We start from the raw sequence: 23,417 nt of genomic DNA on the forward strand, positions 1-23,417 counted from the left end.
TCAGAGCAACGGTGAAAAAAGACGAGCGACAGCTTCCCAGAGGCGGCCCTGAAAAGTCTGATGGCGGCGGGCACGCACCGCAGCAGAATTGTGCAGATCGGTTTCGAACTGCGCAGCCAACGGCTTGGCGAGCGCCGGGCCATAGACCACGGCCATCACTTCGAAGTTGAGGCGAAAGCTGCGATTGTCGAAGTTGGCGGTGCCGATCATCGCGCAGTTGTCGTCGACCAGAAGGGTCTTCGAGTGCAGCATGCGCGCCTTGTACTCCCACACCTTGACGCCGGCGGCGATCAACTCGTCGAAGTACGAGCGCGCCGCCGCGCTGACCACCAAACTATCGCTGCGCCGAGGCACCAGCAGGCGCACATCGACACCGCGCAGAGCAGCGCTAGTCAACGCCATGAGCGCCGGCTCGCCCGGCACGAAGTACGGCGTCGTAAGCCATGCGCGCTCGTTCGCCGAGTTGATCGCAGACACATGCATGCGATGGATCGCCTCCAGTGGGCTGTCGGGACCACTGGTCACGATTTGCACCGGAATATCGCCTGCCTCAGCGCGCGGTAGCAAGTGCGGCAGGGTGTCGTCCATGTCACGCGGATCTTCGCCGGTCGCGTACGTCCAGTCTTCGAGAAACGTGGTTTGCAGCCAGCGCACCGCACTGCCCTCTATGCGCAAATGCACGTCGTGGTATGCGTCTGCGCGGGTGCGCTTGTCTTCCTCGTCGGTGATATTCACGCCGCCGGTGAAACCGGTAAAGCCGTCGCAGACGACGATTTTGCGGTGGGTGCGGTAGTTGATTATCGGACGCAAACGTCGGCCGATGCGCGTGTCATGAAAGAGCGCGACCTTGACGCCCGCCGCGTGCATCGGTGCCATGAACTTGCGGCCGATGCGCTTGGAGCCCAAAGCGTCGAGCAACAGCCGCACCACGACACCTTGCTGCGCCTTCTGCACGAGCAGATCGCGCAGGGCGGTGCCGATGGTGTCGGGCTCGAAGATGTAGTACTCGAGGTGCACGTGATCGCGCGCGTCGCGGATGGCTTCGAAGATGGCATCGAAGGTGCGCGCACCGCCAGACAGCAACTCGACCTCGGTGGCGCTCGACACCGGCAGGCCGCATGTCGCCGTGCCCAGTCCGGCCATTTGCCGTAACGCAGGCGGTGCGTGCTGGCGTGCCTCGCGAAGCAAGGCGAGGTCGGCCGTCGCGTTGGCGCTGGCACGGCTTCGCAAACGCTTGAGGCGTTGCTTCTTGAGCCGCTGCGGCCCGAGAAAGTAATAGATGACGAAGCCCGCGAACGGCAGCAGTGCGAGCGACAGTATCCAGCTCATCGTCGACACCGGCGCGCGCTTTTGCATCACGATCCAGATCGATAACACCGCGATGTAGCCGCTCCATGCGAAAGAGAGGCCGGTTTTCCATTCCTGGCTGAGTTCGGGGAGGATCAAAAGATGCGGGCCAAGAACGAGCGACCAAAAAAAAGAGCCGGAAGAACAGAAACGAGAACAGAAGCGAAGAAGGAACCAAGGCAGAAACGACAAAGGCCGGAAGCGAATGCTACCGGCCTTTGGAGGCGACGCGACCACGGGGGCCGCGTACTACTTCGAGTCAACGTGTCAGAGTCAACCCGCCGCAGTCTCTTCCGCTTCGGGCTTGGACTTGCCTTCCTTCTTCGACAACGGCTGAATGTCGAGCAGCACTTCGCCCTTGTCATCGACATCGACCGACAGACGGCCGCCGTCGATCAGCCGTCCGAAGAGCAATTCGTCGGCCAGCGCGCGACGAATCGTGTCCTGGATCAAGCGCTGCATGGGGCGAGCGCCCATCAACGGATCGAAGCCCTTCTTCGCGAGGTGCTTGCGCAACGCATCGCTGAAAGTGACGTCGACCTTCTTCTCAGTCAGTTGCTGCTCGAGTTGCAGCAAGAACTTGTCCACCACGCGCAGGATGACGATTTCATCCAGCGCCTTGAAGCTGACGGTCGCATCCAGACGATTGCGGAACTCCGGCGTGAACAGTCGCTTGATGTCGGCCATCTCATCGCCCGCTTGACGCGGATTGGTGAAGCCGATGGTCGCCTTGTTCATGGTCTCGGCGCCCGCATTGGTGGTCATCACGATGATCACGTTACGAAAGTCGGCCTTGCGCCCGTTGTTGTCGGTCAACGTGCCATGGTCCATGACCTGCAGCAGCACGTTGAAGATGTCCGGATGTGCCTTCTCAATTTCGTCGAGCAGCAACACCGCATGCGGCTTCTTGGTGACGGCTTCGGTCAAGAGACCACCCTGGTCGAAACCAACGTAGCCCGGAGGTGCACCGATCAGGCGGCTCACCGCATGACGTTCCATGTACTCCGACATGTCGAAACGAATCAGCTCGATGCCCATGATGTAGGCAAGCTGCTTGGCCGCTTCAGTCTTGCCGACGCCAGTGGGGCCGCTGAACAGGAACGAGCCAATCGGCTTGTCTGCACGGCCGAGGCCGGAGCGCGCCATCTTGACTGCGGATGCCAGCACTTCGAGTGCCTTGTCCTGGCCGAACACGACGCTCTTCAGGTCGCGCTCGATGGTCTGCAGCTTGCCGCGATCGTCATTGCTGACATTGGCCGGGGGAATGCGCGCAATCTTCGCGACGATGTCCTCGACCTCGGTCTTGGTGATGGTCTTCTTGCGCTTGCTCGGCGGCAAGATGCGTTGGGCCGCGCCCGCTTCATCGATGACGTCGATCGCCTTGTCTGGCAAATGGCGGTCGTTGATGTATTTAGCGCTCAATTCAGCCGCAGCTTGCAGAGCCGCCACCGCGTACTTGACGCCGTGATGCTCTTCGAAGCGAGATTTCAAGCCCTTCAGGATGTCGACCGTTTCCTGCACGGTCGGCTCGACCACATCGACCTTCTGGAAGCGGCGCGACAGGGCCGCGTCCTTTTCGAAGATGCCGCGGTATTCGGTGAAGGTGGTCGCACCGATGCACTTCAGCTGGCCGCTCGAAAGCGCCGGCTTCAGCAAGTTGGAGGCATCCAGCGTGCCGCCCGAAGCAGCGCCTGCACCGATGAGGGTGTGGATTTCGTCGATGAAGAGAATTGCGTTTGGCTTGTCCTTGAGCGACTTGAGCACGCCCTTCAGGCGCTGCTCGAAGTCACCGCGGTACTTGGTGCCCGCCAGCAATGCTCCCATGTCGAGCGAATAAACCTGAGCTTCAGCCAGGATCTCTGGCACTTCGTTCTGGGTAATGCGCCATGCGAGGCCTTCGGCAATCGCGGTCTTGCCAACGCCGGCTTCACCGACCAGCAGCGGATTGTTCTTGCGCCGGCGGCACAGGATCTGGATCACGCGTTCGACCTCGTACTCGCGGCCGATCAGCGGATCGATCTTGCCTTCCTTGGCCATCTGATTCAGATTTTGAGTGAACTGTTCGAGTGGCGAAGCCTTCTCGTTCTTCTCACTCCCACCCTCTTCGCTCTCGCTCGAAGACGATTCGCCCGCGCCCTTGGCGGCTTCCGGCGGATCGCTCTTTTTAATGCCATGAGCTATGAAATTCACCACGTCGAGGCGCGTGACACCTTGCTGGTGCAAGTAGTACACGGCGTGCGAATCCTTCTCGCCGAAGATCGCGACCAGCACGTTGGCGCCGGTGACTTCCTTCTTGCCGTTGCCGGTGGATTGCACATGCATGATCGCGCGCTGAATCACGCGCTGGAAACCCAGTGTGGGCTGTGTATCTACATCGTCGGTACCAGCCACCTGCGGGGTGTTGTCCTTGATGAAGTTGGTGAGCGACGCGCGCAGGTCGTCTACGTTTGCCGAGCAGGCTCGCAAGACTTCTGCGGCGCTCGGGTTGTCCAGCAAAGCGAGCAACAAGTGCTCTACGGTGATGAACTCGTGGCGCTGCTGCCGTGCCTCGACAAAGGCCATGTGCAAGCTGACTTCCAGTTCCTGGGCAATCATGTGATTTCCTTTTGCCTTTCTGTAAATAAAAACTCAGATGGGTTGGAGCGTACCGAAATCAACAGGTTCATTGCGTTCATTCGATAGGCTCACTCACGCATTGCAACGGATGGCCGGCCTGATGGGCCGCCTCCGTTACCTGATTTACTTTGGTGGCAGCCATGTCGCGGGAATAAACCCCGCAAACGCCGCGGCCGTCCAAATGAATCTTCAGCATGATCTGGGTTGCCGTTTCGCGGTCCTTGCTGAAGAACTCCTGAATCACGACGATGACGAACTCCATCGGGGTGTAGTCGTCGTTCAGCATGACCACCTGGTACATCTGAGGAGGTGCTGTTTTCTGCGGTCGACGCTCGAGGACGACCGAGTCGCCATCGTCCCGCCGCGGCTTCTGGGCCGGCGGTGTCTTGGGGGTCGAGGGAATTCTGGTTGCCATGAAAAATGATTCTATAGAGCGTGCAAGCGGCGTGCCGGGGTGAGAGGAATTGGTGGCAGCTTGCCGACAAATCAAGGCTTCGGTATCGTGAACGCTTCGGGGTCACTACAAAAAAGCCCGGACCCACACGCCGAGACGGTGTCGCGAAGGTGCGAGTTGGATGAAGGCGCACTACACGGTGAACTTTTGGCAAGAAGTGGCGACGTAGCGACAGTGCGTTTTCGGCCGACTGAATAGCCTTAGAATTTTAGATGCAACCGGAGGAGGCGCGGGTCGCTGTCAACCGCATGCCCAACGGCATCGTTGTTGACTGACCTTCTGCTGGCCGGGAGGCGTTTTAAAATCAATCCACTGAGGAATCCGTAATGAGCAAAGTTCTCGCAGTCATGATCGCCGGCCTGTTCGCAGCCGGTGCCTACGCCCAAGCCACGAAGCCAGGCGAACTCGACCCCACGGCCCAAGGCAAGTCTGCTGCCAAAGCAGAAGCCAAGGTCGCTGCGCGTCCTGCTGGCATGGTCAAGGCGCCAGGCGGCGACGAACCCAAGACGGCCGAAGGCGGCGCCATCGGTACCGGCAAGGCAGCCGCTGCAGGTGAAGCCCGCGCCGAAACGCGCGATGCACGTCGTCGCAACAAGGACGGCAGCCTGAAGCGCCGCAGCACGCAGGGCGGCACGCCCAACTAATTCGGCTCTCCGCCAGATTGAAAGAAGCGCCCTGAGGGCGCTTTTTTTTCGCGTGGGCTGTGAGCAAACGTGTCAACCGCCACGCATGGCATTCGTTGAACGTGGGTCCTTCCACAGGGGGAGGGTTCTTAAATCAACGATTCACAGGATTTCTCATGAACAAGCTGCTTGCCGTTCTCGTCGCCGGTCTCTTTTCTGCTGGCGCATTTGCCCAGGCTCCCGCTCACGTCACCGTTCCGGTGGCGCATGTCCACACAGTGGCGCACGCGCCGGTGCATCACATGAAGAAGCACAAGGTCATGGCTCGTCATTACCACCACCGCAAGGCCGTCCGCCGCCACGCGATGTAAGTCTCACCGCTTGCCGACGATGCCCGCGCCTGCGGGCATTTTTTTTTGCGCCGAGAATTGTGCCTTCGCATTTTGAAAGTCCCTGTTCATGTTCCAGCGTTTCGTCGCCTTGCTCGCGCTGTCTGCCTTCATGGCGTTGTTCTTGGCTCTGCCTGCCCAGGCACAAGAGCCGCAACTCGACCTCCGGCGCGTCAAACTCACCGCCGGCATGTACCAGATAGACACACAGTTGGCGATGACGCCTCAACAGCGCGAGGTCGGCCTGATGTTCCGCAAGGAAATGCCCCAGGCAGAAGGCATGCTGTTCATTTTCGAGCAACCAGCGACGCAGTGCTTCTGGATGAAGAACACGATCTTGCCGCTGACCGCGGCATTCGTTGCCGATGACGGGCGCATCGTCAATCTGGCGGACATGAAGCCGCAGACCGAAGACTCGCATTGCTCAGAAGAACCGGTCCGATACGTTCTTGAGATGAACCAAGGCTGGTTCGCCAAAAAGAACCTGAAGAAAGGAAACAAGCTCGCTGGAGCACCGTTCGAAATGCAGCGTTGATCGGCGGTGACACCAACTCGATGCCCACAAAAAAGCCGACCCGCGAGTCGGCTTTTACTGTCTCCGCAGAGTACCGGCTTAACCGAAGTTCTTTGCTGCGAAGTCCCAGTTCGCAAGCTTTGCCAGAAACGTCTCGACGAATTTTGGGCGCAGGTTGCGGTAGTCGATGTAATAGGCATGTTCCCAAACATCGACCGTCAGAAGAGCCGTGTCGGCAGTGGTCAGCGGTGTGCCGGCAGCGCCGGTATTGACGATGTCGACCGAGCCATCAGGCTTTTTCACAAGCCACGTCCAGCCAGAGCCGAAGTTGCCGACAGCTGACTTCACGAAGGCTTCCTTGAATGCGTCGTAGCCGCCCCACTTGGCATCGATGGCCTTTGCCAAAGCGCCGGTGGGGGTGCCGCCGCCCTGTGGCTTCATGCAGCTCCAGAAAAACGTGTGGTTCCAGACCTGGGCCGAGTTGTTGTAGACGCCGCCGCTCGACTTCTTGATGATCTCTTCCAAAGTCATGCTCTCGAACTCGGTGCCCTTTTGCAGGTTGTTCAGGTTCACGACGTAGGCGTTGTGATGCTTGCCGTAGTGATACTCGAACGTTTCTTTTGAGTACTCCGGAGCCAATGCGTCCATTGGGTATGGCAGGGGTGGCAGAACGTGTTCCATGTTTTTTTCTCGCGGGTTGGTTGTGGGATAAAGCATTCTAGAAAGGAATCACGATGGTGGTGTCGGACGCGTGCCCGTTGGCCGCACGCCCGTCACGCCAAGGTCGACGGCACCGTCGGCAAGTCGTACTTCAACCGCGTCCTCCACGTGGAGCTGCGAGACGCTCGTGACGGCGCGGCCTTCCGTGTCGGTGAGCCATGCATAGCCGCGCTGCAGCACCAGCGCCGGGTCCAGCAGGCGCAACCGTGAGGCCACGCGCTCCAGCCGCTCACGCCGCTGCGCCTGACTGCGCTTGAGTTGTTGCGGGAAATCCGCCCGCAGCCGGGTTTGAACCTCCCCCGCCCGCTGGGTTTTAGACAGCACCGCATAGTGCAAGCGCTGCGCCTGGTAAGTCAGCCGCAACCTCTGCCGAGCGACAAGGGTCGAAGGACGTGCGAGACGACCGGCCGCCAAATCGAGACGCTGGTTCAAGACATCGATGCGACTGCCCACCGCACCGACGAGCCGCTCCTCGATCAACCCCAGCGCACCGAGCCACAGCTCCTGCGGTGCGGCGACAAGTTCTGCGGCGGCAGTAGGTGTCGGCGCACGAAGGTCGGCGCAAAAGTCCGCAATGGTGAAGTCGGTTTCATGGCCGACGCCACAGATGATCGGCACCGGGCTTTGCACGATGGTGCGCGCCAGCGTTTCATCGTTGAAGGCCCACAGATCTTCGATCGAACCGCCGCCTCGCACCAGCAGGATGACATCGACCGGCGGCTGCATCGCGTAGAGCGCCTGCAATGCACGCACCAGTTCGGCGGGCGCATTCGCTCCCTGCACTGCGGCTGGCGACAGCACGACCGGTATGTGCGGTACACGACGGCGCAGTGCGGTCACGACATCGTGCAAGGCCGCGGCGCCCGTCGACGTAACCAACCCGATGGCGCGGGGCATCGACGGCAGCGGTCGTTTGCGCGCCGGATCGAAAAGGCCCTCATCTTCGAGCTTGGCTTTGCGCTGCAAAAATTGCTCAAAGAGCGCGCCCTGCCCCGCACGCCGCAGACTTTCGACCACCAGCTGCAGGTCGCCGCGCGGCTCGTAAACGGTAAGCCGGCCGCGCACTTCGACCTGATCACCATCGCGCGGCACGAAGTCGAGCAGGCTCGCAGCGCGGCGGAACATGGCGCTGCGCAGTTGCCCAGATTCGTCCTTCAAGGAAAAATAGCAGTGACCGCTCGACGCCCTGGTGAAACCGGAAATTTCACCGCGCACGGTCACTGGGTTGAAGCGCGCTTCGAGCGCGTCGCCCACGGCGTGGCACAGCGCGCCAACGGCCCATACCCGACCACCTGGTGCCGAAAAAAGTCCGTTGTCACTCATCACTATTCGCCTTGCCGCTTATCGACTCGTCCACATTCCACATTGCGATCAGCAAACAGGCCTGACAGGCCAGCAAGCCGCCCGAGTTGCGGTGCAACTCGTTGATTCGATTGGAGAAACAGCTGCTCAAAATTCAATCGATCCAGCGAAAGCCACGGCGGGCGTGGTTTCGCATCGGTTGCTCATGGTGTTACTCACAAAGTTATCCACAGAATCTGTGCGTCGGCGCCTACAGCAGCACATTGCACTTTGTGAAGCGGGCTCGGTGGATAATCGCCGCGCATTTGCAATCCACGGGCCGGAGGGTTCTTTGTTTTCGATCATAGTTGCTGCGGGCTGGCCAATCTGGCCGCTGCTCGCCTGTTCAATACTTGCGCTCGCGCTCGTCATCGAACGATTCACCAGCCTGAAAACCGCCCGTGTGCTGCCCCCAAAGCTGCTCGACGAAGCCATTACCGTGTCGCAGACCTCGATCCCGGGGCCAGACGTGGTGACAAAGCTGGAAAATAATTCGTTTCTTGGCCAGGTGCTGGCTGCCGGCTTTCGTGCGCTGAACGCGAATCCGCGTTGTACTGAAGACGATCTTCGGGCAGCGATGGAGGCATCCGGTCGCACGGTTGCTCACAAGCTCGAACGCTGGTTGCCGGCACTGGCGACCATCGCTTCGGCAGCGCCGTTGCTCGGGCTGCTTGGTACGGTCATCGGCATGATCGAAATCTTCGGCTCGCAATCGTCGGCCGGCGGGGCGGTGGGAGCAGGCAACCCGGCACAGCTGGCCCACGGCATCTCGATCGCTCTGTACAACACTGCCTTCGGCCTCATCGTAGCCATTCCGACACTGATTTTCTGGCGCTACTTTCGCACCCGAGTCGACGAGTATTTGCTGAATCTCGAACTTGCCGGCGAGCGCTTTGCGCGGCACCTCAACGCGCTGCGCAAGTAACCGATGAAGCCCGGACGCATGCACTTTCGACACGGCGCGCGCGATGAGCCGGAGATCAATCTGATTCCGTTCATCGACGTGTTGCTGGTGGTGCTGATTTTTCTGATGCTGTCGACGACGTACAGCAAGTTCACCGAAATGCAACTCAAGTTGCCGGTGGCGGATGCGGATGCGCAACGCGACTATCCGAAAGAAGTGATCGTTGCGGTGTCGGCGGATGGTCGCTATTCGATCAACAAGAATGTCCTGCCCGACCACAGCGTGGAAAGCGTAGCGGCTGCGCTGGCTGCTGCGAGTAACGGAGCCAAGGACAACGTCATCATCATCAGCGCGGACGCGATGTCGCCGCACCAGGCGGTCATCACTGTCATGGAAGCAGCACGGCGCGTTGGCCTTATGCAGATCACCTTCGCAACCCAATCGGCCGCGCAGGCGGGGCGCTAGCCTTGCAGACTGGCCTGCAGCTGCAGCGCGAGTGGCTGCGACGCGGCGCACTGGCGCGGCTGCTGCTGCCGCTGGCCGCGGTTTACGGTGTACTCACCGGCTTTCGGTGCCTGCTCTTTCGCTTCGGGGTTTTGAAGACCACGCGCGTTGGCGTTCCGGTGATCGTGGTCGGCAACGTGATCGCGGGCGGCTCGGGCAAAACGCCTGTTGTCATGGCAATCGTCAGACATCTGCAAAGCCAGGGCTTGTGCGTCGGCGTGGTGTCGCGCGGCTACGGTCGGAACACGACCGATTGCCGCGAAGTCTCGAACGACTCCGATCCTGCCGAAGTGGGCGACGAACCCGCGTTAATACGGCGTTCGACCGGCGCGCCAGTGGTCGTGGCAAGACGACGCGTCGTAGCGGCACAGACGCTGCTGGCGCGCCATCCCGACATACAGGTGATCGTCAGCGACGATGGCCTGCAGCATTTGGCGCTCGCACGCGACATCGAAATCTGCGTGTTCGACGATCGCGGCGTCGGCAACGGCTGGCTGCTGCCCGCAGGCCCATTGCGGGAAACGTGGCCGCGGCGATGCGACCTGGTGCTGCATACGGGAACGCGTCCTGCGTTTGCCGGCTTCAAGGCCACCCGCGAATTGGGCGGCGACGCAGTGCAGAGCAACGAAATGCGCACGCCGCTCGCCGACCTCGCCGGTCCGGAGGTCGATGCCGTAGCGGCCATCGCCCGCCCCGACGCGTTCTTCGACATGCTGGCAGCCCGTGGCGTGCGGATCGCACAGCGGATCGCGCTGCCCGACCATCACGACTTCAAGGGCTGGGTCTGGGCGCAGCCGCGTGCAACCCGGCTCCTTTGCACGGAAAAAGACGCATTGAAACTTTGGCGCTCGACGCCGGAAGCGTTTGCCGTGCCGCTGGTCTTCACGCCCGAACCCGGCTTCTTCGCGGCGCTCGATGCAAAGCTATCATCAGCCGATGGATACCAAGCTGCTTGAACTGCTCGTTTGCCCCGTGACCAAGGGCCCGCTGACATGGAACGCCGACAAGCAGGAGCTTTCGTCGCGCAGCGCGCGTCTGGCCTACCCGGTGCGCGACGGGATTCCCGTGCTGCTCGAAGACGAAGCCAGAACCTTGTCGGATGAAGAGCTTGGGCTTTGACTCAGCCGGCCGGTCACTCGTCTCTTGAGCCCGTTATTGCGCCGGTGATTGAGCACTTTGCTGAGCCGGTGCCCGCGCCAACGGCCAACGCCGCTTTCATAGTCTTGATCCCGGCACGCCTTGCCTCCAGCCGCCTGCCAGACAAACCTCTGGCGGACATCGCCGGTTTGCCGATGGTCGTGCGGGTGGCGCAGCGAGCGCGATCGTCGCGCGCCGATCGCGTGGTGGTCGCAGCCGATCATCCGAGCATCGTGGCCGCCTGCGAAGCCCACGGCATCCTCGCGCTGCTGACCAGCGCCGACCACCCCAGCGGAAGCGACCGGCTGGCCGAGGCTTGCATTCAACTCGGGCTCGCAGACGACGCGATCGTGGTCAACGTGCAAGGCGACGAGCCGCTGATCGATCCATCGTTGATCGATGCGGTGGCAGAGACGCTCGCCGCCAACCCTGATGCGCCGATGAGCACTGCGGTGCACGCGATTGATGACCCTGCAGATTTCGTGAATCCCAATGTCGTGAAAGCGGTGCTCGACGCCAAAGGGTTTGCGATGTACTTCAGCCGCGCGCCGATTCCTTGGTGGAGAGACGGCGCCGGCCAGGGCGGCCAAAATAGCAAGGTCACCACCCCCGCGATGCCGACGCCACCGCCTTTGCGGCACATCGGCATCTATGGCTACCGGGCCGGTTTCGTGAAACGCTTTCCAAACCTGCCTCCAGCGCCGATCGAGGCCATCGAGGCACTCGAACAACTGCGCGTTCTGTGGCACGGACACCGGATCGCCGTTCATGTCTCGCAGCAGGCGCCGGGTCCCGGCGTCGATACGCTTGAAGACTTGCAGCGCGTACGCGCGATCTTTGAAAAAGCCTGATCGCGACCGCAACTGCAAGCGGGATTTGCCGGCATTTCAGCACGAAGTCGCATGCTATCCTCGACCCGACTCCGCCCGGCATTGCCCCGTAGATCGACGCCTCGGCAGGCTTGGCGCGACACAAATTCCAAGAACCTTCCGAGGACACCATGAGACTGATTTTGTTGGGCGCCCCCGGGGCAGGCAAAGGCACGCAAGCCGCCTTCCTCTGCCAGAAGTACGCCATTCCGCAAATCTCGACCGGCGACATGCTGCGGGCTGCCGTCAAGGCCGGCACGCCGCTCGGTTTGCAGGCCAAGGCGGTCATGGCTTCGGGTGCGTTGGTGAGCGACGACCTCATCATCAATTTGGTAAAGGAGCGGCTGGCATTGCCCGACTGCGCCAACGGCTTTTTGTTCGACGGCTTCCCGCGCACCATTCCGCAAGCAGATTCGATGCGTGCAGCGGGCGTAAAGCTCGACTACGTCCTTGAAATCGACGTGCCTTTCTCGGACATCATCGATCGCATGAGCGGTCGCCGATCGCACCCGGCCTCAGGCCGTACCTACCACGTCAAGTTCAACCCGCCGAAGCGCGTTGGGCACGACGACGTCACGGGCGACGAACTCATCCAGCGCGAAGACGACAAGGAAGAAACCGTCCGCAAGCGGCTCGACGTCTACAGCGAGCAAACGCGACCGCTGGTCGACTATTACGCGACTTGGGCCAAGTCTGATCCGACGGCAGCGCCAAAATACCGCGCCATCAGTGGCGTGGGCTCGGTTGACGAAATCACGCAACGCGCGCTGACGGCTTTGAGCAGCTGAGGTAGCCTTCGAGGCGAACGAAGAAGTCGCTGCGGCGGCTTTTTTTGCGCCTTTGATGGGTTGAGCCCCAGGCCACCTCAAGCCGAAACAGGTGGCGAAGCCAACATCAACTCAAGCATCAACGCGATGCGCGCTTTGACCGGGGACAAGCCGCCGGCGTCGGGCCACGTGTCGTCACCGCGCGGCAGGATGCGGCCGTTGACGCAGCGTGTTGCACGTCGAACTTCGATGCCGGCCGCGTGCGCTCGAGCCGCGGCCGCTTCGATCGCGTGGTGCAGCGTGCCGTTGCCCGTCGCAGCGAGGATGAGGCCGCGGACCGGACCGGCCGCATCCTCCGCGCCATGCGCCATCAGCGCATCGATGACTGCACCGGTCGCACCCGCGTGGCTCATGATGATCTCCACGCGCGGCCATTCGACGTCCGTGCTGATCACTTTGAGTTTGACTGCTGCGTCGAGGCCGGCAGTACCGACCTTGGCGTCAGGGGCGCCCGGCCAGTCACGGAGGCGGCGCACCGCCCCTTCTTCCACATAGCCAAGCGGCCCGGCGTCCCCGGACGCGAAGGCATCGAGCCGGTAGGTGTGTACCTTCTGGACATCGATGGCGCTGTGAATGGTGCCTGCACACACCACGGTCACGCCGCGGGCGCCCGCGGTCGCTGCTACGGCAATCGCATCGCGCACATTTTGCGGACCATCGGGCGCGAGTGCGGAGGCCGGGCGCATAGCGCAAGTCAGCGCCACGGGCTTCTCCGCAGGCAACACAGAGTGCAAAAAAAACGCTGTCTCTTCGAGCGTGTCGGTGCCGTGCGTGATGACGATGCCGATCACGTCGGGCACGTTCGACCAATGCATGCATCGTTGCGCCAGCTTGTGCCACACATCGAAGCTCATGTCCTTGCTGTCGAGCTGCGCGACCTGTTCGGCAACTAGCGTCACGCCAGATGGCGCTCCAATCCCAGCGAGCAGAGCTGCGACGCCCACCTCGCCCGCGGTGTAGCCGAGGTTGTCCCCAGCGGATGCCGCACGGCCGGCGATCGTGCCCCCGGTGCCCAGCACCACAAGGCGACGCACTTCCGATCCCTCTGACTTCATCATGGCTTGCAAACTTTGAAAAACTGTTTAAAAATACAGCTACTGGACATTCAACCAGTGCCGCAAGGAGTTCCCATGCAATTCGCAGTGAAGCTTACCGCCCGCCAGCAACAAATTCTGGACCTTATCCAGAGCGCCATCGCGAGCACTGGTGCGCCGCCCACCCGTGCAGAAATCGCAACCGAACTCGGCTTCAAATCGGCCAATGCGGCAGAAGAGCACTTACAGGCCTTGGCACGCAAGGGCGTCATCGACCTCATCAGTGGCACGTCGCGCGGCATCCGGCTTCGGGGCGATGCGCTCCGTTCGCTCAACGAGTCGCGCAACAACCAGTTTTCGCTTTCACTGCCGGGCATGGCTCAACTGGCGCTGCCGCTGATTGGTCGCGTAGCCGCCGGTTCGCCCATCCTCGCGCAAGAGCATGTCGATCGAACCTACTACGTCGAGAACACGCTGTTCCAGCGGCAGCCCGACTATTTGCTCAAGGTCCGCGGCATGTCGATGCGCGACGCGGGGATCATGGATGGCGACCTGCTGGCTGTGCAGTCCACCAAGGAGGCGCGTAACGGGCAGATAGTGGTGGCGCGACTGGGCGATGAAGTGACCGTCAAACGTTTGCGCCGCAACAAGCAAGTCATCGAGCTACACGCCGAGAATCCAGATTATCCAACCATCATCGTGCAGCCTGGCGAACCTTTCGAGATCGAAGGGCTCGCCGTTGGCCTCATCCGCAACACGATGCTGATGTGAGGTAGTACCTTTCTTACGCGCATTCAGCGCGCAAAAACCGGCTGCGACAGGTGGCGGGCGTATGGCGAAGAGCCATCACCCTGGCACAGCCGTTCAAGCAATCCTGCCTGTGTTCAACCTCTGACCTATTTGGAGATCGCATGGGACTCGCTTCGCTTACTTTTTCAGACCTCTTCGCCGACCTATGGATGCCGATGCAGTTGCTGGCCGATCGCTGGTTGCCCAATAGAGGGCTCGCCGCATCGCCGCGCAGAAACGCGACCGGCTTGCGCTATGTCGCGGTCAGGCCGTCATGTGGTTCGCGGGCGGCGGAGCCGGGTTGCGCAAGCGCCGTTTCGCCGTCGCGTCCGCTGCGCGTGGTGCGTGTCGTTGACCCGCAGGAGCCCGGTCGTCGCACGGGCCGCGTGGTGATTTCGGGTCGCATAGCGGACGTGTGCGCCGAACTAGATCGACTGGCCGCACTCGAGGCTGCCGAGACAGTCGACGGTCGCCATCGACTTCACTGACGAACATTTCGTTGCCGCCTTACGTGGCGACAACGACGTCGACTGCCTGTTAAGGCCGATGACGCGAGGCACAATGGCACGTCATGAACATTGTGATCCTCGACGACTACCAGGACGCGGTGCGCAAGCTGCGCTGCGCCGCCAAACTCGACGCCTACGCAGCCAAGGTTTATACGAACACCGTCAAAGGCATCGGACAACTTTCGGTGCGCTTGAAAGACGCCGATGTGATCGTGCTCATTCGCGAGCGGACGCAGATATCGCGGCAGCTGGTCGAGAAGCTTCCCAAGCTCAAACTGATTTCGCAGACCGGCCGCGTCGGCAGTCACATTGACGTCACCGCGTGCAGCGAGCAAGGTATTGCGGTGGCAGAAGGTTCCGGCTCGCCACTGGCCCCGGCCGAGCTGACGTGGGCGCTCATCATGTCGGCGATGCGCCGTCTGCCGCAGTACATCAGCAATCTGAAGCACGGCGCGTGGCAGCAGTCAGGCCTTAAATCGGCGTCGATGCCGGCCAATTTCGGCCTCGGCTCGGTGCTGAAGGGCAAGACGCTCGGCATATGGGGCTACGGCCGTATCGGTCAACTGGTCGCGCGCTACGGCCAGGCATTTGGTATGCAGGTGGTGATCTGGGGCCGTGAGGCCAGCTGCGCCAAGGCGCGCTCCGATGGCTTTCAGGTCGCGCCGAGCCGAGAGGCCTTCTTCATGGCCGCAGACGTGCTGTCGGTCCACCTACGGCTCAACGAAGAGACGCGCGGTGCCGTCAAGCTGGAGGACTTGTCTCGCATGAAGCCGACCGCCCTCTTCGTCAACACCTCACGCGCTGAACTGGTCGAGCCCGACGCCTTGCTGGCTGCGCTCAATCGCGGCCGTCCCGGGCTTGCCGCTATCGACGTTTTCGAAAGCGAGCCACCGCTGCAAGGACATGCTCTGCTGCGGCTCGAGAATTGCATCTGCACGCCGCACATCGGATATGTCGAGCAAGACAGCTACGAGCTCTATTTCGGTCAGGCTTTCGACAACGTTGTGAGCTTTATCAAGGGCAACCCGACCAACATCGTCAACCCGGGCGCGCTGCAGGTTCGACGTTGACATCGGCGGTGCGCCCGCCGCTCCCAGGCGCGCTATGGGCTCTGCTTGCCGGTAACTTCGTCATCGGCACCGGGGTCATGGTGGTGCCCGGCACGCTCAACGAGATCAGCGCGTCGCTGGCGGTTAGCGCAGCGACGGCCGGGCAGCTCATCACGGTGGCGGCCATCGTGATGTGCCTTGGCGCACCGCTGCTGGCAGCCGTGTTCGCCGGGTGGGACCGCCGCGTGCTCCTCGCCTGCACCATGCTCTGGTATGCGGCTGGCCATGCCGTCGGCGCGCTGACGAGCGACTTTGGTGGTTTGCTGCTGGTGCGCACACTGACGGTGATCGCGCCTGCGATTTTCACTGCGCAGTCGGCTGCCTGCGCTGGCCTGCTCGTACAGCCCGAGCAGCGCGGCAGGGCCGTCACCTTCGTTTTTCTCGGCTGGTCGATGGCGTCCGTGCTGGGCCTTCCCATCGGCGCGCTCATTGGAGGTCACTTCGGCTGGCGCAGCGCCTTCATGGTCATCTCGGCGCTCTCGGTTGCAAGCGCGATCGGCATCTGGTTCACTCTGCCGGCCCACATTCATCCGGCCGCCTTGTCACGCGCAGCCTGGGGGCGCGTCTTGAAGAGTCCGATCCTCATGGGCGTGGTGTCGGTCACCGCATTGCAGGGCGTCGGGCAATTCGTGTTGTCGAGCTACTTCGCCCCGATCTTGAAGCTGACACTGAACGCGGACGCGACATCGCTCAGCCTCATGTGGGCATGGTTTGGCGCATGCGGTCTCATCGGCAACGTACTGGTCAGCCGGAACATCGATCGGCTGGGCGCGGGGCGCATGGTCATGCTCACCACAGCGATGATCGCGGTGAGCCTGCTGCTCTGGCCGCTGGGGATGACCATGGCATCGATGGCCCTGGTTCTGGTGCCTTGGGGTCTGGGCTGCTTTGCTGCCAACTCAGCGCAGCAAGCGCGCTTGGTGGGCTTGGCACCGACACTTGCGTCCGGCTCTGTCGCGCTCAACAGCTCCGGCATCTACATCGGTCAGGCAGTGGGTGCTGGCGCTGGCGGCTGGATGCTTGCACATGACGCGATCGATTCCATGCACTGGGTCGGCCTCGCGACGGTGCTGGCCGCGATGCTACTGAGCTTTTTGGTCGATCGCGCTCAGAGGCCTGTCGTCACGGCGTAAAACGCCGAGGCCCCGAGCCTGACCTCAGCGTTTTGTGTCTGGCGACTTCTTCGGCGCGATTTCGGCCTCGGTTGCCGGATCAAAAAGATCAAAGTCGATGATGTGCGGATTTTTCTCACGCTCTGCCGGCGGAGCGGGTACCTCGATGGGTGCCGGCATCGTTTCGTAGGCCGTCTTGTCGAACTCGGCCAGGTCCAGATCGACACCCGGACGATGCGGAGCGCGTGGGCGCGCCGCTGGCGGAACGGCAGCAGGGGGCAAAGTGGTGGGCGCCTGAACATACGCCGTGTTGTGCTGCAACCCGTCGTCGATGCCGCCATAGATCGAATCCGGCAACGTCGGCGCACCCTCGATGGCATCGGGTGGCGACTCCGCTTCGAGAGTCTCGAGTGGCATCTCGCGGGTTGGAATTTCGCGATCGATCGGTGCCGGCATCGTCGGCTCGAGCTCGTGGCCGAAGGTATCGACGAACGACAGCGGAGTGACGGGCGCTGGCGGCGCGCTGTCAGGGTCGATGACTTCCTTTGCCACCGAATACAGCAACAGAAGCTCTTGATAGGCGGCCAGGTCGAACGCTTCGTCGCCGTGCGTTCCGGGTTTGCGGAACACCAGCTCTTCTATCAATGCCAGCGTACCAGGTGCCGGCCACTGCGACTCGATGCGTGCCAGCGTGCTGCGATAGTGTTCGAGGCCGCGTCCGGCTTCCGAGAATTTGTCGAATTCCGGCACGTCGGCATTGAAAGCGCGCTCAAACTCGTGGCGCAGGCGCGCGTAGTCATCGCGCCGTCCGAGCGAGTGGAAGATGCGCAGCAAATCGAGGTACGCCAATGCGCTGGTGCCCGGGTTGTCGGCGATGTGTTCGCTCAATACGGCGATGGCCTGGTCGTGCTGCCCTAATGACAAAAAGAAGTCCGACTGCTGCTGCACGTCGAACAACTCCTCGGTGTTAACTGGGCGCACTGGCGCACCATCAGGCGTGCGAACCACTGTGTTTTCCAGCGAGCCGTAGCCACTGAGATAGGCGGGCTCGATGTCGTCGAGTGGCGCGGGGCGTGACACCGCAGCAACCTGACGCGTCGGAAATGCGCGTGGCTCTGGCAACCGGCCAGCGCTGCGAGGCATGCCGCCTGCGCCCGGTTCCTCGGGTGCGCGTCCGCCAGCGGCCGGCGCTTCGCCCCACCATGCAGGCGCTGCGGCTCGCTTGGCTAGGCGCCACAGCAACAGCATGCCGATCAGTGCCAGCAGCAACAAAGCGATCAACGCGTAGACAAGCGGGTTGCGGTAGCGGCTGTCGCGGGCAGCCGCAAGCTCCTGGCGCATTTCGAGCAGCGTGCGCTGGTTTTGAGCGGTTTGCTCGCGCAAGGCAGTCAACGTCGCTTCGAGCGTTTGCATGCGCTGCGCATCGCGTTGGGCATCTTCGGATGGCGTACCAACGGCCTTCCAAAGCGCGGCAGCTTCGGCACGCTTGGCAGGATCATCAACGGGCGCTGCTATCAGTTCGGGAGAAGCCTTCAGGCCCGCGTCGCGTGCCGCTGTTGGCTCCATCGCGTCGAGTTGCAGGCGCGGGCCAACGCTCGCGGCCGGTTTTGCATCAGCAGCAGCGGTTGCGGCTGGTGCAGGCGTGCGAGGCGCGACGGGTGATGCCGCGGGGGGTGCAACAGGTGCGGCAGCGACCACGACGCGACGTGAAGGCGCCGGCGGTTTGGCCGGTGCGGGCCGACGGGGTGCTGCAGCCGCGGCGTCAGGATCGCGAGGACGGACGACGCGTGGCGCGGCACTGCGGCGCGCTGCTGCTGCACCGGATGTCGCACCGTTGAACGATCCATTCGAGTCGCCGCCGAATCTGCTGTCCGAGGAGGAGAACGCTGAACTTCCGGTCGAGCCATTGCTCGACGAGCGCCCGCCCGGTGAAGTCGTTACGCCAGGCACCGCGATATCCGCAGGCACATCGGCAAGCAGCACATAGCGGCGCGTGGAGCGGGTGGCGCACCCTGCGCTCACTGCAACCGTCACGACCGGCTCGTCGACGATCACGGTCGATCTGACATGCATACGGGGCGCAGTGGCGCTGCTGCCCGGTTCGAGGGATACAGTTACGCGTTTGTCGTCTATCCGCGTGTCGCCTTGCAGAACCTCTGCTTCCAGGCACAGCGAATCCCCGCCATCGCCCTCTTCGAGGGTGAGCGGAATGACGAGATCTACAGGCTTGCCGATCCAGGTCGACCCTTGAGGACGACCGATCGTCAAAGCGAATGATGGGAGCGCAACCCCGATAGAAATCAGAGCGGCTGCGATGCGTCGGAGTTGCAAAATGAGCCCAAAAGCAATCGGAAGTAGACACATTCTGACACGTGCGTCAGAGTCGAAAATTCCCTATGGAGACAATTATCAAATGAGTGTGAATTTTTCCAAGATCGGCGTGGTCGGCGCCGGCGCCATGGGCCGGGGCATTGCACAAATCGCGGCACAAGCCGGAAGCCAAGTGCTCGTGCTGGACAGTTTCGATGGCGCAGCGGAGCGCGCGAAGGAGGCGCTTGTCGCCCAATGGCAAAAATTGCACGAAAAAGGGAAACTCGACGAAGCCACACGCGATGCCCTCATCGCAAGGGTTCATCCTGTGTCGTCGATGCAACAACTTGCCGATTGCGACTTGGTGATCGAAGCCATCGTCGAAGACTTGGGCGTCAAGCGAGCGCTCTTCAAGGATCTAGAAGCGGTGGTGGCACCTGGCGCAACGCTGGCGACCAACACCTCGTCGTTGTCGGTGACGGCTATCGCTGCGGTGATGGCACACCCGCAGCGCATGGCGGGCTTCCACTTTTTCAATCCGGTGCCACTGATGAAGGTGGTCGAAGTCATTGCAGGCTTCAAGACCGACCCCGCAATTTGCGACCGCCTGGCCGGTTATGCCGTGCAGATGGGCCACAGCGCGGTGCGGGCGAACGACACGCCAGGCTTTATCGTCAACCATGCCGGCCGCGGTTTCGGTACTGAGGCCCTGCGCATCGTGGGTGAAGGCGTCACCGATTTCGCGACCATCGACCGCATCCTGAAAGACCAGGCTGGCTTTCGCCTCGGTCCGTTCGAACTGATGGATTTGACCGCGCTCGACGTCTCGCATCCGGTCATGGAATCGATCTACCGCCAGTATTACGACGAGCCGCGCTTTCGCCCGAGCGTGATCACCGCGCAGCGTCTGGCGGCCGGCGCGCTCGGCCGCAAGACCGGCGAGGGCTTCTATCGCTATGTCGATGGTGTCATGCAGCAAGCAGCGGAACCGCCCGTACCGGTGATCGATGCGACGCCGGCCGTCTGGGTGTCACCCCGCGCCGCACGCCGCGCCGACCTGCTCAAGCTCATTCATGCGCTCGGCGCCCAACTCGAAAGCGGTGCGACACCTTCCTCCGCGGCGCTCATCGTGGTCGCGCCGCTGGGCTTCGACGTGACCACCGTCGCAGCGGTGGAACGCCTCGACGCCACGCGCACCATCGGCATTGACCTGATGATCGAAGACGCTGCGACGAAGCGCCGTGTGATTGCGACCAACCCCGCCACGCGGCGCGACATGCGCGACACGGCGCATGCGCTCTTCTCACGCGATAGCAAGCCGGTGAGCGTGATCCGCGACAGTGGCGGCTTCGTCACCCAGCGCGTGATCGGGACCATCGTCAACATCGCTGCCGACATGTGCCAGCAGCGCGTCTGCTCGCCACCCGATCTCGAGACAGCGGTGAAGCTCGGCCTGGGCTATCCGCAAGGTCCCCTGGCCATGGGCAATCTGTACGGCCCGACGAACATGCTCGAAGTGCTGTTCAACCTGCAGACGGTCTACGGCGATCCGCGTTATCGACCGAGCCCGTGGCTGCGTCGCCGCGGCGCACTCGGCCTGAGCCTGCTCCATGAAGAAGAGTGAGAACTGACCCGATGACCGCTGAACTCAAGAGCACGAGCGAAGGCCGCACCATGGTGCTGACGCTCTCGAATCCGTCGCAACGCAATGCGCTCGGTCCGGAGATCTATGCCGCAGGCATCGAAGCACTCAACGGCGCCGAAAGCAGCGATGAAATCCGCAGCGTCGTGATCGTCGGCGAGGGCGCATGGTTCTGCGCCGGCGGCTCGCTGCAGCGCCTGTCTGCCAACCGCGATCGAGAACCATCCGTGCAGGCGGAAAGCATAGAAGGCTTGCACAACTGGATCGACTCGATCCGCACGTTTCCCAAGCCGGTGATCGCCGCGGTGGAAGGCGCGGCCGCGGGAGCCGGGTTCTCGCTGGCGCTGGCATGCGACTTCGTCGTCGCTGCACGCGACGCGGTGTTCGCAGCGTCGTACAGCAACATCGGCTTGTCTCCCGACGGCGGCTTGAGCTGGCATCTTGCCCAACTGTTGCCTCGGCAATTGGCGAGCGAATGGTTGATGGGTGGCCAACGCATCGCAGCCGAACGCCTCCATGCGCTCGGCCTGGTGAACGAACTCGCTGGAAGCGGCCAGGCGTTGGCTGCAGCCCTGGCGCTCGCAGAACGCTTGAACTCGCGGGCGCCGAATGCGTTGGCCAGTATCAAGGAGCTGCTCAGCGATGGACGCGGAGCGACTTTGTCGTCACAGCTTTCTGCCGAGCGCGATCAGTTCGTGCGCAACCTGCATCATCCGAACGCCGGCATCGGCATCGCCGCCTTCCTTGCCAAAGAGACGCCGCAGTACCCTTGATCGGGTCCGGTCACTCCCGTGACAACCCTCAGCCTTTCAGTCGCCGACAGGACAGACCAATGGACGACCCCATTCTTACCATCGAAGAACGTGAAGCGATCAACAACGGTCGCTGGTTCTCCTCCCTTTCCCCCTCTCTACGTCACGACATCCTCCGATGCGCTTTCGTCAAACGCTACAAAGACGGCGAACTGCTTGCTGCACGCGGGGATCCGCCAGAGCAGTGGATCGCCTGTGCCAAGGGCGCGGTGCGTGTGAGCTCGACGGCGGTGTCTGGCAAGCAAGTCACGCTGACTTACGTCGAGCCGGGCATCTGGTTCGGCGACGTGGCGATGTTCGACGGGGACCGGCGCACGCACGATGCGTACGCGCATGGCGATACCACGACGCTCAATGTTGCGCGCGCCGACTTCCAGAAGATCCTCGCGGCGCACGTCGAGCTGTACGAAGCCTTAATGCGGCTGCAGGCGCGGCGCATTCGCCAGCTTTTCGGCCTGGTGGAAGACCTGAACACCCTGCCCTTGCGTGCGCGGCTGGCCAAGCAGCTCATTCACCTCGTGCGCAGCTATGGGGTCGCAAGCTTGTCGGACGGCAACCAGATGCGCATCGGTCTTCACCTCGCACAGGAAGAGCTCGCGCAATTGCTCGGTGCATCGCGTCAGCGCGTCAATCAGGAGTTGAAGGCGATGGAGCGCGAGGACGTCATCCGGATCGAGCCAGGTGGCCTGGTGGTGCTCGACCGTCCCGCGCTGATGCGCATTTCCGAAGCCGACGTTTGAGCGCGCCATGACCCAGGACTTCAGTAACTTCATCGGCACCCGCGCGGTGTCCCCACAGCATGCCCCCGACATCGACGCACTTTCCGCGTGGCTCGAGAAGAACCTCGACGGCTTCAAAGGCCCACTGACCATCGAGATGTTCAAGGGCGGGCAGTCCAACCCGACGTACAAACTACTGACGCCATCCCAGAGCTACGTGATGCGCGCCAAGCCGGGCCCGGTCGCCAAGTTGCTGCCTTCGGCGCACGCGGTCGAACGCGAATACAAAGTCATGAGCGGTTTGCAAGGCACAGATGTGCCGGTGCCACGCATGTACTGCCTGTGCGAAGACGAAGGCGTGATCGGTCGCGCTTTCTATGTCATGGAGTTCATGGCCGGACGCGTGCTATGGGATCAATCTTTGCCCGGTATGAGCAACGCTGATCGCAGTGCAATCTACGACGAGATGAACCGCGTGATCTCCGCTTTGCACACCGTCAAGTTCGCCGAGCGTGGGCTGGCTGGCTACGGCAAGCCAGGCAATTACTTCGAGCGTCAGATCGGCCGCTGGAGCAAGCAGTACGTGGCTTCCGCCGATGGCAAGGGCGAGATGTCGCAACCTATCGATGCCATGGCGCGCCTGATGGATTGGCTCCCGACACATATCCCCGCAAGCGCGCGTGACGAAAAGATGATCTCCATCGTGCATGGCGACTACCGTCTCGACAACCTCATGTTCGACGCCAAAGAGCCACGTGCCATTGCCGTGCTCGATTGGGAGCTTTCGACGCTGGGCCATCCTCTTGCCGACTTCAGCTACCACTGCATGTCCTGGCACATTTCGCCGGGCTCGTTCCGCGGCATCGGCGGGCTCGACCACAAAAGCTTGGGCATTCCGACCGAGGAAGAGTACATCGCGAGTTATTGCAAGCGCACGCAGTTCACTACACCCGAGGCGCTCGCAGAGGACTGGAACTTCTACCAGGCCTACAACCTGTTCCGCATGGCGGCCATCCTGCAAGGCATCGCCAAGCGGGTCGAGGCCGGCACCGCATCGAGCGAGCAAGCCGTAGCGTCTGCCCGCGGCGCCCGCCCCATGGCCGAGATGGCCTGGGACTTCGCACAGCGCGCCTGAC

24 protein-coding genes are annotated in these 23,417 nt (G+C 62.2%); 17 read left to right on the forward strand and 7 right to left on the reverse strand.

The window, feature by feature from the left end; genetic code table 11:
• From cls to clpS, 3 genes are all read right to left on the reverse strand, one after another.
• Positions 1 to 1,446 carry a cardiolipin synthase gene (gene cls / locus RCH10_RS11850; protein ID WP_409052514.1) on the reverse strand — a complete coding sequence of 482 codons (1,446 nt, stop codon included), beginning with the start codon at positions 1,444 to 1,446 and terminating at the stop codon, positions 1 to 3.
• 174 nt (positions 1,447 to 1,620) lie between these two features.
• Positions 1,621 to 3,942, reverse strand: coding sequence for an ATP-dependent Clp protease ATP-binding subunit ClpA (clpA, locus tag RCH10_RS11855; RefSeq protein WP_409052515.1), 2,322 nt, complete (start codon positions 3,940 to 3,942; stop codon positions 1,621 to 1,623).
• Positions 3,943 to 4,018: 76 nt separating this feature from the next.
• The gene (gene clpS, locus RCH10_RS11860) at positions 4,019 to 4,378 is read right to left on the reverse strand and encodes an ATP-dependent Clp protease adapter ClpS (protein WP_409052516.1); all 360 of its coding nucleotides are present in this window, start codon (positions 4,376 to 4,378) and stop codon (positions 4,019 to 4,021) included.
• Positions 4,379 to 4,743: 365 nt separating this feature from the next.
• Here clpS and RCH10_RS11865 point away from each other — a divergent pair, with 365 nt between their 5' ends.
• From RCH10_RS11865 to RCH10_RS11875, 3 genes are all read left to right on the forward strand, one after another.
• Positions 4,744 to 5,061 (forward strand): cell envelope biogenesis protein TolA, encoded by a 318-nt coding sequence (locus RCH10_RS11865; protein ID WP_187052174.1) that lies wholly within the window; start codon positions 4,744 to 4,746, stop codon positions 5,059 to 5,061.
• A 155-nt stretch (positions 5,062 to 5,216) separates the two neighbouring features.
• Positions 5,217 to 5,411, forward strand: a complete 195-nt coding sequence (locus RCH10_RS11870; protein WP_409052517.1) for a hypothetical protein — start codon at positions 5,217 to 5,219, stop codon at positions 5,409 to 5,411.
• Between the two features lie 88 nt (positions 5,412 to 5,499).
• On the forward strand, positions 5,500 to 5,964 hold the full coding sequence (locus tag RCH10_RS11875) for a DUF192 domain-containing protein (protein ID WP_323500659.1): 465 nt from the start codon (positions 5,500 to 5,502) through the stop codon (positions 5,962 to 5,964).
• A gap of 78 nt (positions 5,965 to 6,042) precedes the next feature.
• On the opposite strand, the gene RCH10_RS11880 is transcribed toward RCH10_RS11875, so the two are convergent.
• Both RCH10_RS11880 and xseA read right to left on the reverse strand, forming a co-directional pair.
• Positions 6,043 to 6,624, reverse strand: a complete 582-nt coding sequence (locus RCH10_RS11880) for a superoxide dismutase (protein WP_261802378.1) — start codon at positions 6,622 to 6,624, stop codon at positions 6,043 to 6,045.
• A 48-nt stretch (positions 6,625 to 6,672) separates the two neighbouring features.
• Complete coding sequence (gene xseA, locus RCH10_RS11885) at positions 6,673 to 7,986, reverse strand: exodeoxyribonuclease VII large subunit (protein WP_409052518.1); 1,314 nt, start codon at positions 7,984 to 7,986, stop codon at positions 6,673 to 6,675.
• Between the two features lie 310 nt (positions 7,987 to 8,296).
• Between xseA and RCH10_RS11890 the strand changes: the two genes are divergently transcribed.
• The 6 genes from RCH10_RS11890 (at position 8,297) to adk (ending at position 12,206) form a co-directional block, all read left to right on the forward strand.
• Positions 8,297 to 8,929 carry a MotA/TolQ/ExbB proton channel family protein gene (locus RCH10_RS11890; protein ID WP_323500713.1) on the forward strand — a complete coding sequence of 211 codons (633 nt, stop codon included), beginning with the start codon at positions 8,297 to 8,299 and terminating at the stop codon, positions 8,927 to 8,929.
• Positions 8,930 to 8,947: 18 nt separating this feature from the next.
• A complete protein-coding gene (locus RCH10_RS11895) occupies positions 8,948 to 9,373 on the forward strand; it encodes an ExbD/TolR family protein (protein WP_409052519.1) in 426 nt (141 codons plus the stop codon).
• A gap of 2 nt (positions 9,374 to 9,375) precedes the next feature.
• A complete protein-coding gene (gene lpxK, locus RCH10_RS11900; RefSeq protein ID WP_409052520.1) occupies positions 9,376 to 10,368 on the forward strand; it encodes a tetraacyldisaccharide 4'-kinase in 993 nt (330 codons plus the stop codon).
• Entirely contained in the window at positions 10,349 to 10,531 is a 183-nt protein-coding gene (locus RCH10_RS11905) for a Trm112 family protein (protein WP_187052178.1), read from the forward strand. Before lpxK ends, RCH10_RS11905 begins: the two co-directional genes overlap by 20 nt.
• Before the next feature lie 68 nt (positions 10,532 to 10,599).
• The gene (kdsB, locus tag RCH10_RS11910) at positions 10,600 to 11,400 is read left to right on the forward strand and encodes a 3-deoxy-manno-octulosonate cytidylyltransferase (RefSeq protein WP_409052521.1); all 801 of its coding nucleotides are present in this window, start codon (positions 10,600 to 10,602) and stop codon (positions 11,398 to 11,400) included.
• Positions 11,401 to 11,549: 149 nt separating this feature from the next.
• Positions 11,550 to 12,206: an adenylate kinase gene (gene adk, locus RCH10_RS11915; RefSeq protein WP_323495082.1), complete on the forward strand. Its 657-nt coding sequence runs from the start codon at positions 11,550 to 11,552 to the stop codon at positions 12,204 to 12,206.
• 77 nt (positions 12,207 to 12,283) lie between these two features.
• Here the strand turns inward: adk and RCH10_RS11920 are convergent, their stop codons facing one another.
• Positions 12,284 to 13,303, reverse strand: a complete 1,020-nt coding sequence (locus tag RCH10_RS11920; protein ID WP_409052522.1) for an asparaginase — start codon at positions 13,301 to 13,303, stop codon at positions 12,284 to 12,286.
• A gap of 72 nt (positions 13,304 to 13,375) precedes the next feature.
• On the opposite strand from RCH10_RS11920, the gene lexA reads away from it, so the two are divergent.
• The 4 genes from lexA to RCH10_RS11940 all read left to right on the forward strand — a co-directional run bounded on the left by lexA (position 13,376) and on the right by RCH10_RS11940 (position 16,819).
• Entirely contained in the window at positions 13,376 to 14,050 is a 675-nt protein-coding gene (lexA, locus tag RCH10_RS11925; protein WP_323495278.1) for a transcriptional repressor LexA, read from the forward strand.
• A gap of 140 nt (positions 14,051 to 14,190) precedes the next feature.
• On the forward strand, positions 14,191 to 14,556 hold the full coding sequence (locus RCH10_RS11930; protein WP_323495080.1) for a hypothetical protein: 366 nt from the start codon (positions 14,191 to 14,193) through the stop codon (positions 14,554 to 14,556).
• A gap of 83 nt (positions 14,557 to 14,639) precedes the next feature.
• The gene (locus RCH10_RS11935) at positions 14,640 to 15,647 is read left to right on the forward strand and encodes a D-2-hydroxyacid dehydrogenase family protein (protein WP_409052523.1); all 1,008 of its coding nucleotides are present in this window, start codon (positions 14,640 to 14,642) and stop codon (positions 15,645 to 15,647) included.
• Between the two features lie 8 nt (positions 15,648 to 15,655).
• On the forward strand, positions 15,656 to 16,819 hold the full coding sequence (locus tag RCH10_RS11940) for an MFS transporter (protein WP_409052524.1): 1,164 nt from the start codon (positions 15,656 to 15,658) through the stop codon (positions 16,817 to 16,819).
• Between the two features lie 24 nt (positions 16,820 to 16,843).
• Here RCH10_RS11940 and RCH10_RS11945 read toward each other — a convergent pair whose 3' ends face one another.
• Positions 16,844 to 19,066: a hypothetical protein gene (locus RCH10_RS11945; RefSeq protein ID WP_409052525.1), complete on the reverse strand. Its 2,223-nt coding sequence runs from the start codon at positions 19,064 to 19,066 to the stop codon at positions 16,844 to 16,846.
• Positions 19,067 to 19,211: 145 nt separating this feature from the next.
• On the opposite strand from RCH10_RS11945, the gene RCH10_RS11950 reads away from it, so the two are divergent.
• Genes RCH10_RS11950 through RCH10_RS11965 form a run of 4 tightly spaced genes read left to right on the forward strand, consistent with a single transcriptional unit; the run spans position 19,212 to position 23,416 of the window.
• Positions 19,212 to 20,732, forward strand: coding sequence for a 3-hydroxyacyl-CoA dehydrogenase (locus RCH10_RS11950; RefSeq protein WP_409052526.1), 1,521 nt, complete (start codon positions 19,212 to 19,214; stop codon positions 20,730 to 20,732).
• 11 nt (positions 20,733 to 20,743) lie between these two features.
• Complete coding sequence (locus RCH10_RS11955) at positions 20,744 to 21,523, forward strand: oxepin-CoA hydrolase, alternative type (RefSeq protein ID WP_323495075.1); 780 nt, start codon at positions 20,744 to 20,746, stop codon at positions 21,521 to 21,523.
• Positions 21,524 to 21,582: 59 nt separating this feature from the next.
• A complete protein-coding gene (locus tag RCH10_RS11960) occupies positions 21,583 to 22,302 on the forward strand; it encodes a Crp/Fnr family transcriptional regulator (RefSeq protein ID WP_187052185.1) in 720 nt (239 codons plus the stop codon).
• A 7-nt stretch (positions 22,303 to 22,309) separates the two neighbouring features.
• On the forward strand, positions 22,310 to 23,416 hold the full coding sequence (locus RCH10_RS11965; protein WP_409052527.1) for a phosphotransferase: 1,107 nt from the start codon (positions 22,310 to 22,312) through the stop codon (positions 23,414 to 23,416).
• The last annotated feature ends 1 nt before the right edge of the window (position 23,417 follow it).

This window comes from Variovorax sp. GrIS 2.14, assembly GCF_046115955.1.
Lineage (GTDB): Bacteria > Pseudomonadota > Gammaproteobacteria > Burkholderiales > Burkholderiaceae_C > Variovorax.

Bases quoted from the DNA above. Each gene is read 5' to 3' on its own strand.
- lexA (WP_323495278.1), top strand. From the start codon at position 13,376: ATGCAATTCGCAGTGAAGCTTACCGCCCGCCAGCAACAAATTCTGGAC.
- RCH10_RS11880 (WP_261802378.1), bottom strand. From the start codon at position 6,624: ATGGAACACGTTCTGCCACCCCTGCCATACCCAATGGACGCATTGGCT.
- RCH10_RS11920 (WP_409052522.1), bottom strand. From the start codon at position 13,303: ATGATGAAGTCAGAGGGATCGGAAGTGCGTCGCCTTGTGGTGCTGGGC.
- RCH10_RS11865 (WP_187052174.1), top strand. From the start codon at position 4,744: ATGAGCAAAGTTCTCGCAGTCATGATCGCCGGCCTGTTCGCAGCCGGT.
- RCH10_RS11875 (WP_323500659.1), top strand. From the start codon at position 5,500: ATGTTCCAGCGTTTCGTCGCCTTGCTCGCGCTGTCTGCCTTCATGGCG.
- RCH10_RS11905 (WP_187052178.1), top strand. From the start codon at position 10,349: ATGGATACCAAGCTGCTTGAACTGCTCGTTTGCCCCGTGACCAAGGGC.
- RCH10_RS11950 (WP_409052526.1), top strand. From the start codon at position 19,212: ATGAGTGTGAATTTTTCCAAGATCGGCGTGGTCGGCGCCGGCGCCATG.
- RCH10_RS11895 (WP_409052519.1), top strand. From the start codon at position 8,948: ATGCACTTTCGACACGGCGCGCGCGATGAGCCGGAGATCAATCTGATT.
- xseA (WP_409052518.1), bottom strand. From the start codon at position 7,986: ATGAGTGACAACGGACTTTTTTCGGCACCAGGTGGTCGGGTATGGGCC.
- RCH10_RS11965 (WP_409052527.1), top strand. From the start codon at position 22,310: ATGACCCAGGACTTCAGTAACTTCATCGGCACCCGCGCGGTGTCCCCA.
- RCH10_RS11960 (WP_187052185.1), top strand. From the start codon at position 21,583: ATGGACGACCCCATTCTTACCATCGAAGAACGTGAAGCGATCAACAAC.
- clpS (WP_409052516.1), bottom strand. From the start codon at position 4,378: ATGGCAACCAGAATTCCCTCGACCCCCAAGACACCGCCGGCCCAGAAG.
- RCH10_RS11870 (WP_409052517.1), top strand. From the start codon at position 5,217: ATGAACAAGCTGCTTGCCGTTCTCGTCGCCGGTCTCTTTTCTGCTGGC.
- RCH10_RS11930 (WP_323495080.1), top strand. From the start codon at position 14,191: ATGGGACTCGCTTCGCTTACTTTTTCAGACCTCTTCGCCGACCTATGG.
- adk (WP_323495082.1), top strand. From the start codon at position 11,550: ATGAGACTGATTTTGTTGGGCGCCCCCGGGGCAGGCAAAGGCACGCAA.
- clpA (WP_409052515.1), bottom strand. From the start codon at position 3,942: ATGATTGCCCAGGAACTGGAAGTCAGCTTGCACATGGCCTTTGTCGAG.
- RCH10_RS11955 (WP_323495075.1), top strand. From the start codon at position 20,744: ATGACCGCTGAACTCAAGAGCACGAGCGAAGGCCGCACCATGGTGCTG.
- RCH10_RS11935 (WP_409052523.1), top strand. From the start codon at position 14,640: ATGAACATTGTGATCCTCGACGACTACCAGGACGCGGTGCGCAAGCTG.